This window comes from Streptomyces sp. NPDC032091, from assembly GCF_055580265.1.
This window is the reverse complement of the sequence record NZ_JBVILR010000001.1, coordinates 154,132-171,271: the sequence shown is the minus strand read 5'-3', so window position 1 is coordinate 171,271 and position 17,140 is coordinate 154,132. Positions and strand designations below refer to the sequence as shown.

Here is a 17,140-nt window from a genome sequence, read left to right as displayed (position 1 = left end):
ATCAGACCCTACGCCGGACCCTACAAGGAGGGTCCGCCATTCGTCCCCGTACTTTCACAACGTCCGGCTGCCTTCATGATTCCCTCGCCAGAGGCTTTTCAGGCCCCGAAGGCGCCGCTCACTGTCCCGAAAGCACCCGCACCAGGTCCTCCGCCGTACGACAGCGGTCCAGGAGCTCCTTGACGTGCTTGCGGGTCCCCCTCAGGGGCTCCAGGGTCGGGACCCGCTGGAGGGAGTCGCGGCCCGGGAGGTCGAAGATCACCGAGTCCCAGGAGGCCGCCGCCACGTCGTCCGCGTACTGCTCCAGGCAGCGCCCGCGGAAGTACGCCCGCGTGTCCTCCGGGGGCTTGCTCTCGGCCCGCTCGACGGCCGGCTCCTCCAGCAGCCGCTTCATCTTCCCCCGGGCCACCAGACGGTTGTACAGGCCCTTCTCGGGCCGTACGTCCGAGTACTGGAGGTCCACCAGGTGCAGCCGCGCCGCGTCCCAGCCGAGTCCGTCGCGCCTGCGGTAGCCCTCCAGGATCTCCCGCTTGGCGATCCAGTCCAGCTCCCCGGCCAGGCTCATCGGGTCGGTCTCCAGCCGGCCCAGCACGTCCTCCCAGCGGCTCAGGACGTCCTTGGTCTGCTCGTCCGCGTCGGTGCCGAACCGCTCGTCCACGTACTTCCTGGCCAGCTCGAAGTACTCCATCTGGAGTTGTACGGCGGTCAGGGTGCGCCCGCTGCGGAGCGTGATCAGGTGCTGGAGGTCCGGGTCGTGGGAGACCTGGTGCAGGGTGCGCACCGGCTGGTCCACGGCCAGGTCGACGTTGATGAACCCGTCCTCGATCATGGACAGGACCAGCGCGGTCGTGCCCAGCTTGAGGTACGTGGAGATCTCGGAGAGGTTCGCGTCCCCGATGATCACGTGCAGCCGGCGGTACTTCTCCGCGTCCGAGTGGGGCTCGTCGCGGGTGTTGATGATGGGGCGCTTGAGGGTGGTCTCCAGTCCGACCTCGACCTCGAAGTAGTCCGCGCGCTGGCTGATCTGGAAGCCGTGCTCGCGCCCGTCCTGCCCGATGCCGACCCGGCCGGCTCCGGTGACGACCTGGCGGGAGACGAAGAAGGGCGTCAGGTGGCGCACGATGTCCGAGAAGGGGGTCTCCCGCTTCATCAGGTAGTTCTCGTGCGTGCCGTAGGAGGCGCCCTTGTTGTCGGTGTTGTTCTTGTAGAGGTGGATCGGCTGGGCGCCGGGCAGCTGGGCGGCCCGTTCCGCGGCCTCGGCCATGATCCGTTCGCCGGCCTTGTCCCAGAGCACGGCGTCGAGCGGGTTGGTGATCTCCGGCGAGCTGTACTCGGGGTGGGCGTGGTCGACGTAGAGCCGCGCCCCGTTGGTGAGGATGACGTTGGCGAGGCCGATGTCCTCGTCGGTCAGCTGGCTGCTGTCGGCGGCCTCGCGGGCGAGGTCGAAGCCGCGGGCGTCCCGCAGCGGGTTCTCCTCCTCGAAGTCCCAGCGGGCGCGTCGCGCCCGGTGCATCGCCGCCGCGTACGCGTTGACGATCTGGGACGAGGTGAGCATGGCATTGGCGTTCGGGTGCCCCGGGACGGAGATCCCGTACTCCGTCTCGATCCCCATTACTCGCCGTACGGTCATGCGGCCCTCCTTGCCCGGCGGCGCTCCCGTTCGGGGGCGGCGCTCAAGTACCGCTGGTGCTCCGGTGCGTCATGTGCGGTGCCCGTCCCGCACTGCGGATGCGGCGGTACGGAAGAGCCTAGAACCACTCCGCACTGGTGGGGAGATCATTTCAGTCATTGACTTCGCCTTGTCACGGCCGGAAAAGGCGGGCGGTAAAGCAGACGGCCGCGGGTGCCGTGTGAGGCACCCGCAGCCGCCTCGCACCGTCAGAGGTACTGACCGGTATTCGCCACCGTGTCGATGGAGCGTCCGGTGTCCGCGCCCTGCTTTCCGGTGACGAGGGTGCGGATGAATACGATCCGCTCGCCCTTCTTTCCGGAGATGCGGGCCCAGTCGTCCGGGTTGGTGGTGTTCGGCAGGTCCTCGTTCTCCTTGAACTCGTCCACGCAGGCCTGGAGGAGGTGGGAGACGCGCAGACCCTTCTGGTTGTGGTCGAGGAAGGCCTTGATGGCCATCTTCTTCGCCCGGTCGACGATGTTCTGGATCATCGCTCCGGAGTTGAAGTCCTTGAAGTACAGGACTTCCTTGTCGCCGTTGGCGTACGTGACCTCGAGGAAGCGGTTTTCCTCGCTTTCCGCGTACATCTGCTCGACGACCGTCTGGATCATGCTGTGGACGGCCACCTCGGGCGAGCCCGAGTGTTCGCTCAGGTCGTCCGTGTGCAGCGGCAGCGAGGCCTTGAGGTACTTCGCGAAGATGTCCTTCGCGGCCTCGGCGTCCGGGCGCTCGATCTTGATCTTCACGTCGAGGCGGCCGGGCCGCAGGATCGCCGGGTCGATCATGTCCTCGCGGTTGGAGGCGCCGATGACGATGACGTTCTCCAGGCCTTCCACGCCGTCGATCTCGGCGAGCAGCTGCGGGACGATGGTGTTCTCCACGTCCGAGCTGACGCCGGATCCGCGGGTGCGGAAGAGGGACTCCATCTCGTCGAAGAAGACGATGACGGGGGTGCCCTCGCTGGCCTTCTCCCGCGCACGCTGGAAGACGAGGCGGATGTGCCGCTCGGTCTCGCCGACGTACTTGTTGAGGAGCTCGGGGCCCTTGATGTTCAGGAAGTAGGACTTGCCCGCCGCCTGTCCGGTCACCTCCGCGACCTTCTTGGCAAGGGAGTTGGCGACGGCCTTGGCGATGAGCGTCTTGCCGCAGCCGGGAGGGCCGTACAGCAGGATGCCCTTCGGGGGCCGCAGTTCGTGCTCCTTGAAGAGGTCCGGGTAGAGGTAGGGGAGCTCGACCGCGTCGCGGATCAGCTCGATCTGGTCGCCCAGGCCGCCGATCTTGTCGTAGTCGATGTCCGGGACCTCTTCGAGGACGAGGTCCTCGACCTCGCTCTTGGGGACCACCTCGTACACGTAGCCGGAGCGGGGTTCGAGCAGCAGGGCGTCGCCGGGGCGGATGGTGATGTCCAGGAGCGGCTCGGCGAGCCTCACCACCCTCTCCTCGTCGGTGTGCCCGACCACCAGGGCGCGCTCGCCGTCCTCCAGGATCTCCTTGAGGGTGACGATGTCCCCGGCGCGCTCGAACTCCATGGCCTCGACCACGTTGAGCGCTTCGTTGAGCATGACCTCCTGGCCGCGCCGGAGGTCTTCCGGGTCGACGCTGGGGCTGACGTTCACACGGAGCTTGCGGCCGCCGGTGAAGATGTCGACGGTGCCGTCCTCGTTCGCCTGAAGGAAGACACCGAAGCCGGCCGGCGGCTGCGCGAGCCGGTCGACTTCCTCCTTGAGGGCCACGATCTGGTCGCGGGCCTCACGGAGCGTATTCGCCAGTCGTTCGTTCTGCGCGGATACGCCTGCCAGATTGGTCTGGAGCTCGACGATCCGCTCTTCGAGAATCCTCGTGTGACGCGGAGAGTCGGCGAGCTTGCGGCGCAGGACGGCGATTTCCTGCTCTAGATAGGCAACCTGGCCAGCGGGGTCCTCAGACCCCCGCCCGGGCCGGATGCCGCGGTTGATGTCGTCGTCGTGGGCTGCCACGGTCCTCACCTCCTCCAAGGGGAGCTGGACGCTTCCTGACCCTACCTGGGCTGGTGGTGATTGAAACCCCTAGATCACAAAGACGGTAGGGGTGTGTCCGATCTTCACCCTTGCGTACTCCCTCACGCCAGGGAAATACCCACCGTTCAACATCGGAAAGCAGCCGGTTGTAAGGTCGAACTGTTCAACACCCTTCCGGGCCCGCGCGACTTGTCCAGGGCCGCTTCCGGAACGGATCAATCAGCGCAGGGAACGGCAGGAGATATGACCGTGCAGCAGGAGGCCCCGGCGGGGGGCGCCGGCGAGGCCGGAGAGCCCCTTGAGGTCTGGATCGACCAGGACCTCTGCACCGGGGACGGGATCTGCGTCCAGTACGCCCCGGAGGTGTTCGAGCTGGATATCGACGGTCTGGCGTACGTGAAGAGCCCGGAGGACGAGCTCCTCGCGGAGCCGGGGGCGACGGCTCCGGTTCCGCTGCCGCTGCTGCGGGACGTGGTCGATTCGGCGAAGGAATGTCCGGGGGACTGCATCCACGTAAGGCGCGTTTCGGACAGGGTCGAGGTGTACGGCCCGGACGCCGAGTGACGGTTCAAACACGCCCGGCGGTCGAGTCCGTAAGCTCCTGGCGGAATTTTCCGCCGGTCCAGCGCCACTTGGCGAGCTGCTTGACGTCGGGGCTGTAGCGGGGCACCGCGGGCGAGGAGTAGCCCAGCAGGCTCGCGGTGACGGCCCGGTCGCGGACGGTCAGGTCGGTGGCGGTGCGGCGCTGGGCGGGGTCGAGCAGGGTGGCCACGACGCGGGGCCGGGCCCCGGGGGTGGCTTCCTGGGCCAGGACGTAGAGGGCGTGGGGCGGGGTGCCGGAGCCGGCGTCGCAGCGGACGGCGGCGACGGTCTCGGGGCGGCCGTCGCCGTCCAGGTCGCCCTGGGCGGTGGCGGTGACGGTGCTCGGGGTGCCCTTGCAGTCGAGGGGGTACGTGACCGCGTGCGCGTCGGGGGCGGCGGCGTGCGGGGTGCCCGCGGGGCCGGGTGCGGGGGTGGCTCCGGTGGCCCGGCCGGGCTGGAGCAGGCCCGCGCCGGCTATGACGGCGGCCATGGCGGTGGCCGTGGCGACCCAGTGGACGGGCTTGGCCCGGCGGTGCGCGAGGTGTTCGGGCGACAGGTCTTCCAACGACGGTGCGGGGTCGGTGGGGCTGTGCGTCACGCGGGCTGTCTCCTGTACGAAGGGTGACGGTGAGCCAGCATCGTGCCACACCTCACACCGGGGTGGAACGGCCGGGTCCGCGCGGATCCGCACGGGCAACGAAAAGGCGCTGTGGCGCAGTTCCGGGAAGGCTTCCGGGAACTGCGCCACAGCGCTTTCGTGTTGGGTCCGCGCCCCGGGCGGGGCGTCGGGGGTGGCTACGCGGAGCGGTCGCTGCCGGGGCCCTCGTAGTCCTCGCCGTAGGCGCCCTTGGCGGGGCGGCGGCGGCGCATGGGGGGTTCGACGCCGTCCGCGAGGCGGCGGGCGGTGACGAGGAAGCCGGTGTGGCCGATCATCCGGTGGTCCGGGCGGACGGCGAGGCCTTCCACGTGCCAGTTGCGGATCATCGATTCCCAGGGCTGCGGCTCGGCGAAGCAGCCGATCTCGCGGATGGACTCGACGGTCTTGGACAGCTGGGTGGTGGTGGCCACGTAGCAGCAGAGGATGCCGCCGGGGACGAGGGCCTTCTTGACCGCTTCCAGGCACTCCCAGGGGGCGAGCATGTCGAGGATGACGCGGTCGACGTCGGTCTCGTCCAGGTTGTCCTGGAGGTCGCCCACGGTGAGCTTCCAGGCCGGGTGGGGGCCGCCGAAGTAGCGCTCCACGTTGGCGGTGGCGATCTCGGCGAAGTCCGCGCGGCGCTCGTAGCTGTGGAGCATGCCCTGGTCGCCGATGGCGCGCAGCAGGAAGCTGCTCAGGGAGCCGGAGCCCACCCCCGCCTCCACGACGCGGGCGCCGGGGAAGATGTCGGCGAAGGCCAGGATCTGGCCCGCGTCCTTGGGGTAGACCACGGCGGCGCCGCGGGGCATGGACAGGACATAGTCGGGGAGCAGGGGGCGCAGCGCGAGGTAGGCGACGTTGCCGGTGGTGCGGACAACGCTGCCCTCGGGAGCGCCGATCAGCTCGTCGTGCGGGAAGGAACCCTTGTGGGTGTGGAAGTTCTTCCCGGCTTCGAGCGTGAACGTGTAGTGGCGGCCCTTGGGGTCGGTCAGCTGTACCTGGTCCCCGACCTCGAAGGGCCCGCGTCGGCGGGCGGCACCGGTCGGTTCGGACATGTGACCAGTGTATTGGCTTCAGGACTGGGGCCGCGCCATGGCCTTCACGAAGGCCTTTTCGACGTCGAGGGTGGACAGGACGCCGTAGATCTCGCCGCCGGTCTCGACCACGAGGTACTCGGTGGCGGGGGTGGTGCGGAGGTGGTCGAGGAGGGCTTCGCCGGTGAGGTCCGCCGAAACCTTCATGCCGTCGGTGAGGTCCTGGGCGAGGGTGCTGACGGCGACCCAGGGGCGGCGGTGTTCGGGGACGGAGGCGATGGCGGTCTCGCGGACGATGGCGGTGGGGGCGCCGTGGCCGTCGACGACGACGAGGGCGCGGGCTCCGGCTTCGTTGGCGCGGCGCAGGGCCTCGGAGAGGGGGGTGGCGCTCTGGACGGGGATGGCGCGGCGGGTGAGGGTGCGGGCGCGCAGTTCGGGGAGGTGTTCGCGCAGGCGGGCCATGCGCAGGCTGTTGCCGGCGCCGGTCCAGATGATCGCGGCGAGGATGGCGGCGAGGAGGGCGTCCATGACGGTGTCCATGCCGCCGATGTCCTGGGTGGGGTTGCCGAGGACGCCGGTCTGGGTGACCAGGGGCAGGCCGATGAGGACGGTGACGGCGAGGGCGCGGCCGACCCAGGCGGCGGCGACGGTGCCGGCCATGGGTTTGCCGGTGATGCCCCAGATGACGGCGCGGAGCATGCGGCCGCCGTCGAGGGGCAGGCCGGGGAGCAGGTTGAAGGCGGCGACGAGCAGGTTGGACACCATGAGGCCGGCGAGGAGGACGCCGGGGACGGTGGCGGGGTCGACGGCCTTCATGCCGAGGTAGAAGATCCCGGCGAGGGCGAGGGAGAGGAGGGGGCCGACGAAGGCCAGGACGAATTCGCGGCCGGGGGTTTCGGACTCCTTCTCGATCTCGGAGACGCCGCCGAAGAACTGGAGCTGGATGCGGCGTACGGGGAGCCCGAAGCGGAGCGCGGCGATCGTGTGCGCGAGCTCGTGGACGAGCACGGAGGCGTAGAAGGCGACGGCGAAGAAGAGGGAGACGAGGTAGCGGGCGGGGCCGAGCTCGGGGAGGATGCGGTCGAGCTGGTCGCCGAAGACCCAGGTGATGAGGGCGGCGACGAGGAACCAGCTGGGCGAGACGTAGACGGGTACGCCGAAGGGGCGGCCCATGAGGATGCCGCCGCCCGGTCCGGAGCGCTTGGCGGGGCGCTCGCCGGTTTCGTCGGTGTCTGCCACGGATTTCCTTCGTTCGGTGCGTTTGCTTCCAGTGTGGTCCACGTCGGGGGTGGGGCGGCGTGGGGCGCTGTCGCGCGGTGTGATGCTCCGATCATGCAGGGCGATGGTCCCGGAGTCGATGGTATGCGTGTGCTGTCGGTGCCGGGTCGTAGGGTTTTACGCATGACGACGATCCCCGGCGCCGGTTCCGCCGACGCTTCCCCGGGTGCTGCCCGCCCCGCCTCGCTGTCGCCTTCGCGGGCGGGTGACTTCATGCAGTGCCCGTTGCTGTACCGGTTCCGGGTGATCGACCGGCTGCCGGAGAAGCCGAGTGCGGCGGCGACGCGGGGGACGCTGGTGCATGCGGTGCTGGAGCGTCTGTTCGATCACCCGGCGGCGGAGCGGACGGTGCCGCGGGCGAAGGAGCTGCTTCCGGGGCAGTGGGAGCGGCTGCTGGAGGCGAAGCCGGAGCTGGCGGGGCTGTTCCCGGACGGGGACGGTGGCGCGGGGCTGGCGGGGTGGCTGGCGGAGGCGGAGGCGCTGGTGGAGCGCTGGTTCACGCTGGAGGACCCGACGCGGCTGGAGCCGGTGGAGCGGGAGTTCTTCGTGGAGACGGAGCTGGAGTCGGGGCTGCGGCTGCGCGGGATCATCGACCGGGTGGACGTGGCGCCGACGGGTGAGGTGCGGATCGTCGACTACAAGACGGGCAAGGCGCCGCGGCCGGAGTACGCCGAGGGCGCGCTGTTCCAGATGAAGTTCTACGCGCTGGTGGTGTGGCGGCTGAAGGGTGTGGTGCCGCGGCGGCTGCAGCTGGTGTACCTGGGCAGTGGTGACGTGCTGACGTACGACCCGGTGGTGGCGGACCTGGAGCGGGTGGAGCGGAAGCTGCACGCGTTGTGGGAGGCGATCTCGGAGGCGACGGAGACGGGTGACTGGCGGCCGCGGCCGACGAAGCTGTGCGGCTGGTGCGACCACCAGGCGGTGTGTCCGGAGTTCGGCGGCACTCCCCCGGTGTATCCGCTGGTGGTCGTTCCGAGGCCGGACCGCCCGGCGGGGTCCTGACCTCGGCCAGGGCAGAATGGGCGGGATCGAAGCCGTCCGACGAATACGAGGTGCTTCCCGTGGCGATCCGCGTCCTGCTGGTCGACGACCAGCCACTGCTGCGCACCGGCTTCCGGATGATCCTGGAGGCGGAGCAGGACCTGGTGGTGGTGGGTGAGGCCGGGGACGGTCTGCAGGCGCTGGAGCGGGTGCGGGCGTTGCAGCCGGACGTGGTGCTGATGGACATCCGGATGCCGCGGATGGACGGGGTCGAGGCGACGCGGCAGATCACGGGTCCGGAGCGGAACGGGCCGGCGAAGGTGCTGGTGCTGACCACGTTCGACCTGGACGAGTACGTGGTGGAGGCGTTGCGGGCGGGGGCGAGCGGGTTCCTGTTGAAGGACGCTCCGGCCCATGAGCTGGTGCAGGCGATCCGGGTGGTGGCGGCGGGCGAGGCGATGCTCGCGCCGAGCATCACGCGCCGGCTGCTGGACAAGTACGCCGGTCATCTGCCGTCGGGTGAGGAGAGCGTCCCGGACGTGCTGGGGACGCTGACGGAGCGTGAGGTCGAGGTGCTGAAGCTGGTGGCGCGGGGGCTGTCGAACGCGGAGATCGCGGCGGACCTGTTCGTGAGCGAGACGACGGTGAAGACGCACGTGGGTCACGTGCTGACGAAGCTGGGTCTGCGGGACCGGGTGCAGGCGGCGGTGTACGCGTACGAGAGCGGTCTGGTGCGGCCGGGCGCGCAGTAGCGGCCGTGTCCCGGTACGCCTCCGCCCCGGCTCCCTCGTGGGGGGCCGGGGCGGAGGTGTGTCCGGGGCGGGTCAGCCCTTGCTGATCTCCCAGAAGCGGAAGACGGTGGAGGCGTCCAGGGACCACTGGAGGCCGGTGATGTTCTGGCGGGCGACGGCGTACTGCTTGCTCTGCCAGAGCGGGAGGATCGGGAGCTCGTCGGCGACGATGTCCTGGAGGCGGGTGTAGTCCGGGTTGGCCGCGGTGCGGTCGGACTTGGTGGAGGTCGAGGGGATGATGGTCCCGCTGATCTCCTTGTTGTCGTAGTTGTTCATCAGGACGTTGTCCGGCCCGAAGAACGGCTGGGTGAAGTTGTCGGCGTCCGGGTAGTCGGGGACCCAGCCCTTGATGTAGACGCCGTACTTGCCGGCCTTGATGTCCTTCTCGTACTGCTCGAACTCGACGGACTTCACGTCGACGTCGAAGAGCCCGCTGTCGTTGAGCTGCTTGGCGATGACCTGGAACTGCTGGTCGGTGGAGGGGCCGTAGCGGGTCGGCGTCGAGTACAGCGTGAGCTTGATCTTGCCGGTGATGTTGGCGGCCTTGAGGACGGCCTTGGCCTTCTCCGGCTGCGGGCTGCCGCCGTAGCGGTCGAAGAAGGGGGTGGTGTGTCCGGCGATGCCGGCGGGGACGATCGAGTACAGCGGGATGGCGGTGCCGGAGTACACGTCCTTGACGAGCGCCTCGCGGTCGACGAGGTACGCGATGGCCTTGCGGACGGGGAGCTTGCCGGCGACCGGGTCGTTGACGTTGAAGACCATGTGCTGGACTTCGGCGCCGGTGCCCTGGACGACGTCGACCTTGTTGTCGCCGGTCTTGGTCGCGGCGAGGCCGGCGATGTCCTTGGCGGCGAGGCCGCGGAAGGCGAAGTCGACGTCGCCGCTCTCCAGGACGGTCTTGAGGCCGGCCTGGTCGCCGTTGAAGAACTTCAGCGTGACGCCGGTGTTCTTCGCCTTGGCCTTGCCGCTGTAGGAGTCGTTGACGGAGAAGTTGGCGCTCTTCTCGCTGAAGGAGTCCAGCTTGTAGACGCCGGAGCCGATCGCCTTGTTGTCGGTGCGGAGCTTGTCGGCCGGGTACTCGGCGTGGTCGACGATGGCGCCCGCGCCCGAGGCGATCTTGCTCGGGAAGGTCGCGTCGGGGGTCTTCAGCTTGAAGACGACGGTCTTCTCGTCGGGGGCGTCGATGCCCCCGATGGCGGAGAGCAGGACGGCCGGGCCGCTCGGGTCGTTGATCTTCAGCGTGCGCTCGAAGGAGAACTTGACGTCCTTCGAGGTGAGGCTGTGGCCGTTGCTGAACTTCAGGCCGGAGCGCAGGGTGCACTTGAACACCTTGCTGTCACCGCCCTCGAAGTTGCAGGCCTGCGCGGCGTCCGGCTCGGGCGTGGTGCCGCCCTTGGGGAAGCTCAGCAGGGACTGGAAGACGTTGTTGAAGAGCAGCCAGGAGCCCGGGTCGTAGCCGGACGCCGGGTCGGTGGACTTCACCTTGTCGGATATGCCCATGACGACGCCCTTGCCGTCGCCGGCGGCCGAGCCGTCCTGGGAGCCGCAGCCGCTGAGCAGCGCGGCGGCGGTCGCCGCCCCGAGCGGGGCTACCAGCCACTGGTTACGTCTCTTCACGCGATGTCCTTCACAGTTCTTGTCTGATCGTTGCGCCGGCCTGCGACGTCCGCCGCCGGTTGCTGCCGGGTCTCAGCCGCTGACCCCGCGGCCGAGTTCCCACAGCTGGAGGTCGGAGATGGCGTTGACCGACCATTCCACTCCGGTGATCCCGTCGCGTGCGGCGACGTACTGCTTGCCCTGCCACAGGGGCAGGACGGGCACGTCCTCGGCGACGATGTCCTGCATCTCCGTGATCGCGGGGACGGCGACGTTGCGGTCGGCGGCCTTGCGGGACTCGGGGATGAGCTTGGTGCGCACCGTGTTGTTGGTGTACGGCGTGCCCAGGAAGTTGTCCTGCTCCAGGAACGGGGCGAGGAAGTTGTCGGCGTCCGGGTAGTCGGGGAACCAGCCGAGCCCGTAGGCGGCGTAGTCGCCCTTCTTCTGGGCGGGGCGGAAGTCGCCCCACTCGGTGCCCTGGACGGTGATGTCGAAGAGCTGGGTGGAGTTCAGCTGGGCCTTGAGGGCCGCGAACTCGGCCGCGGTGCCGTCGCCGTAGTGGTCGCTGGTGTAGTTCAGCGTCAGCTTGACGGGGGTCTTGATCCCGGCGGCCTTCAGCAGGTCGGCGGCCTTGGCGGTGTTGGCCTCGCCGTACTTGTTGAAGAAGGAGTTGACGTGGCCGCCCACCGTGGTGGGGACCAGCGAGTACAGGGGCTGCGCCGACTTGCCGTAGACCTTGGAGATGACGTTGCCCCGGTCGACGGCGGCGGCGAGGGCCTGGCGCACGGCCTTGTCCTTGACGGCCGGGGCGTCGGTGTTGAAGCCGATGTAGCGGATCTCCAGGCCCGGCATGGGGACGAGCTTGACGCCCTTGGGGGGCTTGGCCGAGAGCTCGGTGATCTGGGCCGGGGAGAGGGTGCGGGAGACCATGCTGATGGAGCCGTCGGACAGCGCCTTGGTGGCGGCGGCCGAGTCGGGGAAGGTGCGCAGTTCGACCTTGTCGTTCTGCGGCTTGATGTCGCCCTTGTAGTTCGGGTTCTTGGTGAAGACGGCCCGGACGAGGTGGTTGTCCTTGACCTCGGGCTTCATCGTGTACGGGCCGGAGCCGTCGACGGCGAAGCCGGTGCGGAGCTTCCTGGCGTCGTAGTTCTTCTCGCTGACGATGCCGGCGGCGGGGGTGGAGAGCTTGTACGGGAAGGTCGCGTCCGGGGTCTTCAGGTGGAAGACGACGGTGTCGGCGCCCTTGACCTCGACGGTGTCGAGGGTGGACAGGAGCGAGGAGGGGCCGTTCTCGTCCTTGATGGCCCGGACCCGGTCGATGGAGAACTTGACGTCCTTGGCGGTGAGCGGGTCGCCGCTCGCGAACTTCAGGCCCGGCCGCAGGGTGCAGCGGTAGCTCTCGTTGTCGTTGTCCGTGAAGCGGCAGTCGGAGGCCGCTTCGGGGACGGGCTGGCCGCCGCCGCGCGGGGTGTGCATCAGCGTCTGGACGGTCTGGCGCAGGACGTTCCAGGAGGAGGCGTCGTAGGCGTAGGCGGGGTCGAACGGGGCGGGGGCGTAGTCGGCTGCCTCGAACCGGTCGGTGGTGCCGACGACGATCGCTCCGGATCCTGCTCCCGTTCCACTCGCGCTGCCGCATGCGGACAGCGCGGGGGTGAGCAGGCCGATCGCGGCCGTCAGCACCAGGGTCTTGCGGTTCATGCTGGAAGTACTCCCTCACCCGGCACTTGTTAAGCGGCGTAGAGGGCACTTCGCTGCGGTCGCCCGTTCAGGGCGGAACGATCGGGCCGGTGTTCGACGATCGGTCCACGCGCGTGCCGGTGCAAGGGTGTGCGGCCGGTACGGCAGAGGTGCGTGCGGAGTGCCCGCGACGACATTAGTGGCCCGGGACGGGGTGGCTGGAACCAGCAGGAGTTGGGGCGTAATCGCACTGTGATGGGTGCGGACTGACCGCTTATGCCGGAGTCTTCGCAGATGGTGTCAGGAGATGATCAATCCGGACACATGGGAAGCCCCTGGAGGCTCGGGGCAGGTCCGGCGAAGGCTGCGCAGGTGACCAAAGTCACCCGTCACAGCCCCTCGCTTCAGGATGGAATTTCGGCCTCCGGGGCCGGGCGCGGAAGATCCTTCCGCCGGAGCGGGGACGAGCCCCGTTCCGTTCGGCACTGACGGTGTGCGCTCAGTTCATCGGAGTGATGAGGGAGCGCAGGAACGCCAGGTCCACGTCCTCCAGGGAGCGGACGACGGTCCGGCCGGGGGCGGGCTCGATCAGGCCCACGGAGGGCACGGCCACGACCCGGCAGCCGGCCGCCTCGGCGGCGGCCACCCCGGTCGCCGTGTCCTCGATGACGGCGCACCGCGAGGGGTGCGCGCCGAGGCTGCTCGCCGCGAACAGGTAGGGGTCGGGGTGGGGCTTCGTACGGGGGACCTCGTCGCCGGCGACGGTCAGGTGGAAGCGGTCGCGGCCGAGGGTGAGCAGGACCTGGTCGATGACGCGGCGGTGCGAGGCCGAGACCAGGGCGGTGGGCACGTTGTGCCGGGCCAGCTCGCTCAGCAGGCGCTCGGCTCCGGGCATCAGGGGCACCTGCTCGGCGATCCGGGCCTCGAAGCGCTCGTTCAGCAGGACGCTCAGCTCGGCGAGGCCGATGTCGGCGCCGGTCGCCTCGATCAGGAAGGTGGCGCTGCGGCTCATGGGCCCGCCGACGACCACGTCGCGCCAGGCCTCGTCGAGGCGGTGTCCGAGCTCCAGGAAGATCTGCGCCTCGATCTCCCACCAGAACCCCTCGGTGTCGACGAGGGTGCCGTCCATGTCGAGCAGCACCGCCTGCAGGGCGTGCCCGTCGGCCGTGCGGACGACGGGGGCGGGAACGGTGCTGGTCATGCGTACGCCTCTCTCCGGGGACGACAAGGCCGGTCACCTCGGACCCGTGGGGCATCGCCCTCGGGAACAGGTGACCGGCCTGTTTGGGACCGACCAGTGTACGCCGGTCCGTGTCAGCGTGCGTTGAAATACTTCGCTTCGGGGTGGTGGATCACCAGAGCGTCGGTGGACTGCTCCGGATGGAGCTGGAACTCCTCGGACAGGTGGACGCCGATCCGCTCCGGCTGGAGGAGGTCGGCGATCTTCGCGCGGTCCTCCAGGTCGGGGCAGGCGCCGTAGCCGAGGGAGAAGCGGGCGCCCCGGTACTTGAGGTCGAACATGTCCTCGATGGCGGCCGGGTCCTCCCCGCCGAAGCCGAGCTCGGCGCGGACGCGGGCGTGCCAGTACTCGGCCAGGGCCTCGGCGAGCTGGACGGACAGGCCGTGCAGCTCCAGGTACTCGCGGTAGGAGTCGGACTCGAACAGCTTGGCGGTGGCCTCGCCGATCTTCGAGCCGACGGTGACCACCTGGAGGCCGATGACGTCGGTCTCGCCGGACTCCTCCGGGCGGAAGAAGTCCGCCAGGCACAGGCGCCGTCCCCGGCGCTGGCGCGGGAAGGTGAACCGGGTCCGCTCGTTGCCCTGCTCGTCCAGGACGATCAGGTCGTCGCCCTTGGAGACGCAGGGGAAGTAGCCGTAGACCACGGCCGCTTCCAGGAGGTTCTCGGTGTGCAGCTTCTCCAGCAGGCCGCGCAGGCGCGGACGGCCCTCGGTCTCGACGAGCTCCTCGTACGTGGCCCCGCCGGCGCGGGCCTGCTTCAGGCCCCACTGGCCCTTGAACAGCGCGCCCTCGTCCAGCCAGGAGGCGTAGTCCTTGAGCGGGATGCCCTTGACCACGCGGGTCCCCCAGAAGGGCGGGGTGGGCACCGGGTTGTCCACGGCCACGTCGGAGCGGCCGCCCGGCAGCTCGGGCTCCTCCACCTGGAGCACCGGCGTGTCCCGCTTGGCGACACGGCGCTGCTTGAGCTCGGGGAGGCTGGCGCCGGGGACGCCGCGCTTGACGGCGATCAGCGCGTCCATCAGCCGCAGGCCCTCGAAGGCGTCACGGGCGTAGCGGACCTCGCCCTCGTAGATCTCGTGGAGGTCCTGCTCCACATAGGCGCGGGTCAGGGCGGCACCGCCGAGGATGACCGGGTAGTCGGCGGCCAGCTTGCGCTGGTTGAGCTCCTCCAGGTTCTCCTTCATGATCACGGTCGACTTCACCAGCAGACCCGACATGCCGATCACATCGGCCTTGTGTTCCTGGGCCGCTTCGAGGATGGCGGAGACCGGCTGCTTGATCCCGATGTTGACCACGTTGTAGCCGTTGTTGGTCAAGATGATGTCGACCAGGTTCTTGCCGATGTCATGGACGTCGCCGCGGACGGTGGCCAGCACGATGGTGCCCTTGCCCTCGTCGTCGGTCTTCTCCATGTGCGGTTCGAGGTAGGCGACGGCCGTCTTCATCACCTCGGCCGACTGGAGCACGAACGGCAGCTGCATCTGACCGGAGCCGAACAGCTCACCGACGACCTTCATGCCCTCCAGCAGGGTGTCGTTGACGATGTCCAGCGCCGGACGGGTCTGGAGCGCCTCGTCGAGGTCGGCCTCCAGGCCGTTCTTCTCCCCGTCGATGATCCGCCGCTGAAGCCGCTCGTCCAGGGGCAGGGCCAAAAGCTCCTCGGCGCGGCCGGCCTTCAGCGACTTGGTGTTGACGCCCTCGAAGAGCGCCATCAGCTTCTGGAGCGGGTCGTAGTCGCCCTCACGACGGTCGTAGATCAGGTCCAGAGCGGTGTTGACCTGCTCCTCGTCGAAGCGGGCGATCGGCAGGATCTTGCTCGCGTGGACGATGGCGGAGTCCAGGCCGGCCTTGACGCACTCGTCGAGGAAGACCGAGTTGAGCAGGACGCGGGCGGCCGGGTTCAAACCGAAGGAAATGTTCGACAACCCCAGGGTGGTCTGGACGTCCGGGTGACGCCGCTTCAGCTCGCGGATCGACTCGATCGTGGCGATGCCGTCCTTGCGGGACTCCTCCTGACCCGTACAGATCGTGAACGTCAGCGTGTCGATGAGGATGTCCGACTCGCGGATGCCCCAGTTCGACGTCAGGTCCTCGATCAGGCGCTCGGCGATGGCGACCTTGTGCTCGACCGTGCGGGCCTGGCCCTCCTCGTCGATCGTCAACGCGATCAGCGCGGCACCGTGCTCCTGCGCCAGCCGCGTCACCTTCGCGAACCGCGACTCCGGACCGTCACCGTCCTCGTAGTTCACGGAGTTGATGACCGCACGCCCACCCAGCTTCTCCAGACCCGCCTGGATCACCGGAACCTCGGTCGAGTCCAGCACGATCGGCAGCGTCGAAGCCGTCGCGAACCGCCCCGCCAGCTCCCGCATGTCCGCGACACCGTCACGGCCCACGTAGTCCACGCACAGGTCCAGCATGTGCGCGCCCTCACGGATCTGATCCCGCGCCATCTCCACACAGTCGTCCCAGCGCGCCTCCAGCATCGCCTCGCGGAACTTCTTCGACCCGTTCGCGTTCGTCCGCTCACCGATCGCCATGTACGAGGTGTCCTGACGGAACGGCACCGTCTGGTAGAGGGAGGCGGCGCCCGGCTCCGGCTGCGGATCCCGCGCGGTGATCGCGGTGCCGCGGACCCGCTCGACGACCTGGCGCAGGTGCTCGGGGGTGGTGCCGCAGCAGCCGCCGACGAGGGAGAGGCCGTACTCGCGGACGAACGTCTCCTGCGCGTCCGCCAGCTCGACGGCCGACAGCGGATAGTGCGCGCCCTGCTTCGTCAGCACCGGCAGACCCGCGTTCGGCATGCACGAGAGCGGAATACGGGCGTTACGCGCCAGATAGCGCAGGTGCTCGCTCATCTCCGCCGGACCCGTCGCACAGTTCAGACCGATCATGTCGATCCCGAGCGGCTCCAACGCCGTCAACGCCGCACCGATCTCCGAACCCAGCAGCATCGTGCCGGTGGTCTCGACGGTGACGGAGCAGATCAGCGGGACCGTGACGCCGAGGGCGTCCATGGCGCGGCGGGCGCCGATGATGGAGGACTTGGTCTGGAGGAGGTCCTGGGTGGTCTCGACGAGCAGCGCGTCGGCGCCGCCGGAGATCAGGCCCTCGGCGTTGACCTGGTAGGCGTCGCGGATCTGGGCGTAGGTGATGTGCCCGAGGGTCGGCAGCTTGGTGCCGGGGCCGATGGAGCCGAGCACCCAGCGCTGCTGTCCCGTGGAGGCGGTGAACTCGTCGGCGACCTCGCGGGCGATGCGGGCGCCGGCCTCGGACAGCTCGAAGTTGCGTTCGGGGATGTCGTACTCGGCCAGGGCCGCGTAGTTCGCGCCGAAGGTGTTGGTCTCGACGCAGTCCACGCCCACCGAGAAGTACGCCTCGTGGACCGAGCGGACGATGTCGGGGCGGGTGACGTTCAGGACCTCGTTGCAGCCTTCGAGCTGCTGGAAGTCTTCCAGGGTGGGGTCCTGGGCCTGGAGCATGGTTCCCATGGCTCCGTCGGCGACGACCACGCGGGTCGCGAGCGCCTCTCGGAGGGCATCGGCCCGGGTCTGGGTGTCAGCGGGCGGGTTCGGCAACGAGGCCATGGTTGAGCTCCCTGGGATGCGACGGCTGTCGGCTTTGCGCCCCCGCTGTGTCAGGGGTGCACGCCGTCAGC

At 69.1% G+C, this 17,140-nt stretch carries 12 protein-coding genes; 3 read left to right on the top strand and 9 right to left on the bottom strand.

Annotation, left to right across the window (positions count from 1 at the left end):
- Positions 1-118: 118 nt before the first annotated feature.
- Together dop and arc are read right to left on the bottom strand one after the other, a co-directional pair.
- Entirely contained in the window at positions 119-1,630 is a 1,512-nt protein-coding gene (gene dop, locus ACZ5NJ_RS00740) for a depupylase/deamidase Dop (RefSeq protein ID WP_468761209.1), read from the bottom strand.
- 248 nt (positions 1,631-1,878) lie between these two features.
- On the bottom strand, positions 1,879-3,645 hold the full coding sequence (arc, locus tag ACZ5NJ_RS00735; protein ID WP_468761206.1) for a proteasome ATPase: 1,767 nt from the start codon (positions 3,643-3,645) through the stop codon (positions 1,879-1,881).
- A 264-nt stretch (positions 3,646-3,909) separates the two neighbouring features.
- Between arc and ACZ5NJ_RS00730 the strand changes: the two genes are divergently transcribed.
- A complete protein-coding gene (locus ACZ5NJ_RS00730; RefSeq protein WP_468761204.1) occupies positions 3,910-4,230 on the top strand; it encodes a ferredoxin in 321 nt (106 codons plus the stop codon).
- A gap of 4 nt (positions 4,231-4,234) precedes the next feature.
- Here the strand turns inward: ACZ5NJ_RS00730 and ACZ5NJ_RS00725 are convergent, their stop codons facing one another.
- The 3 genes from ACZ5NJ_RS00725 to ACZ5NJ_RS00715 form a co-directional block, all read right to left on the bottom strand.
- Positions 4,235-4,738: a hypothetical protein gene (locus ACZ5NJ_RS00725; RefSeq protein WP_468761986.1), complete on the bottom strand. Its 504-nt coding sequence runs from the start codon at positions 4,736-4,738 to the stop codon at positions 4,235-4,237.
- A 305-nt stretch (positions 4,739-5,043) separates the two neighbouring features.
- Positions 5,044-5,940, bottom strand: a complete 897-nt coding sequence (locus tag ACZ5NJ_RS00720; RefSeq protein WP_042814566.1) for a tRNA (adenine-N1)-methyltransferase — start codon at positions 5,938-5,940, stop codon at positions 5,044-5,046.
- 18 nt (positions 5,941-5,958) lie between these two features.
- Complete coding sequence (locus ACZ5NJ_RS00715) at positions 5,959-7,092, bottom strand: site-2 protease family protein (protein WP_468761984.1); 1,134 nt, start codon at positions 7,090-7,092, stop codon at positions 5,959-5,961.
- 228 nt (positions 7,093-7,320) lie between these two features.
- Here ACZ5NJ_RS00715 and ACZ5NJ_RS00710 point away from each other — a divergent pair, with 228 nt between their 5' ends.
- Both ACZ5NJ_RS00710 and ACZ5NJ_RS00705 read left to right on the top strand, forming a co-directional pair.
- Complete coding sequence (locus ACZ5NJ_RS00710; protein ID WP_468761201.1) at positions 7,321-8,199, top strand: RecB family exonuclease; 879 nt, start codon at positions 7,321-7,323, stop codon at positions 8,197-8,199.
- Positions 8,200-8,258: 59 nt separating this feature from the next.
- Positions 8,259-8,930: a response regulator gene (locus ACZ5NJ_RS00705; RefSeq protein WP_468761199.1), complete on the top strand. Its 672-nt coding sequence runs from the start codon at positions 8,259-8,261 to the stop codon at positions 8,928-8,930.
- Positions 8,931-9,002: 72 nt separating this feature from the next.
- On the opposite strand, the gene ACZ5NJ_RS00700 is transcribed toward ACZ5NJ_RS00705, so the two are convergent.
- The 4 genes from ACZ5NJ_RS00700 to metH form a co-directional block, all read right to left on the bottom strand.
- The gene (locus tag ACZ5NJ_RS00700) at positions 9,003-10,586 is read right to left on the bottom strand and encodes an ABC transporter substrate-binding protein (RefSeq protein ID WP_468761197.1); all 1,584 of its coding nucleotides are present in this window, start codon (positions 10,584-10,586) and stop codon (positions 9,003-9,005) included.
- A gap of 72 nt (positions 10,587-10,658) precedes the next feature.
- Positions 10,659-12,263 (bottom strand): ABC transporter substrate-binding protein, encoded by a 1,605-nt coding sequence (locus tag ACZ5NJ_RS00695; protein ID WP_468761195.1) that lies wholly within the window; start codon positions 12,261-12,263, stop codon positions 10,659-10,661.
- A 478-nt stretch (positions 12,264-12,741) separates the two neighbouring features.
- Positions 12,742-13,443 carry an HAD family hydrolase gene (locus ACZ5NJ_RS00690; RefSeq protein ID WP_468761193.1) on the bottom strand — a complete coding sequence of 234 codons (702 nt, stop codon included), beginning with the start codon at positions 13,441-13,443 and terminating at the stop codon, positions 12,742-12,744.
- Positions 13,444-13,556: 113 nt separating this feature from the next.
- Positions 13,557-17,069 (bottom strand): methionine synthase, encoded by a 3,513-nt coding sequence (gene metH, locus ACZ5NJ_RS00685; RefSeq protein WP_468761191.1) that lies wholly within the window; start codon positions 17,067-17,069, stop codon positions 13,557-13,559.
- Positions 17,070-17,140 lie beyond the last annotated feature (71 nt).

What these genes read in the sequence shown, in the direction of transcription:
- ACZ5NJ_RS00710 (WP_468761201.1), top strand. Translation starts at nt 7,321, where the DNA reads ATGACGACGATCCCCGGCGCCGGTTCCGCCGACGCTTCCCCGGGTGCT.
- ACZ5NJ_RS00715 (WP_468761984.1), bottom strand. Translation starts at nt 7,092, where the DNA reads ATGGGCCGCCCCTTCGGCGTACCCGTCTACGTCTCGCCCAGCTGGTTC.
- metH (WP_468761191.1), bottom strand. Translation starts at nt 17,069, where the DNA reads ATGGCCTCGTTGCCGAACCCGCCCGCTGACACCCAGACCCGGGCCGAT.
- ACZ5NJ_RS00690 (WP_468761193.1), bottom strand. Translation starts at nt 13,443, where the DNA reads ATGACCAGCACCGTTCCCGCCCCCGTCGTCCGCACGGCCGACGGGCAC.
- ACZ5NJ_RS00725 (WP_468761986.1), bottom strand. Translation starts at nt 4,738, where the DNA reads ATGGCCGCCGTCATAGCCGGCGCGGGCCTGCTCCAGCCCGGCCGGGCC.
- ACZ5NJ_RS00695 (WP_468761195.1), bottom strand. Translation starts at nt 12,263, where the DNA reads ATGAACCGCAAGACCCTGGTGCTGACGGCCGCGATCGGCCTGCTCACC.
- ACZ5NJ_RS00720 (WP_042814566.1), bottom strand. Translation starts at nt 5,940, where the DNA reads ATGTCCGAACCGACCGGTGCCGCCCGCCGACGCGGGCCCTTCGAGGTC.
- ACZ5NJ_RS00730 (WP_468761204.1), top strand. Translation starts at nt 3,910, where the DNA reads ATGACCGTGCAGCAGGAGGCCCCGGCGGGGGGCGCCGGCGAGGCCGGA.
- dop (WP_468761209.1), bottom strand. Translation starts at nt 1,630, where the DNA reads ATGACCGTACGGCGAGTAATGGGGATCGAGACGGAGTACGGGATCTCC.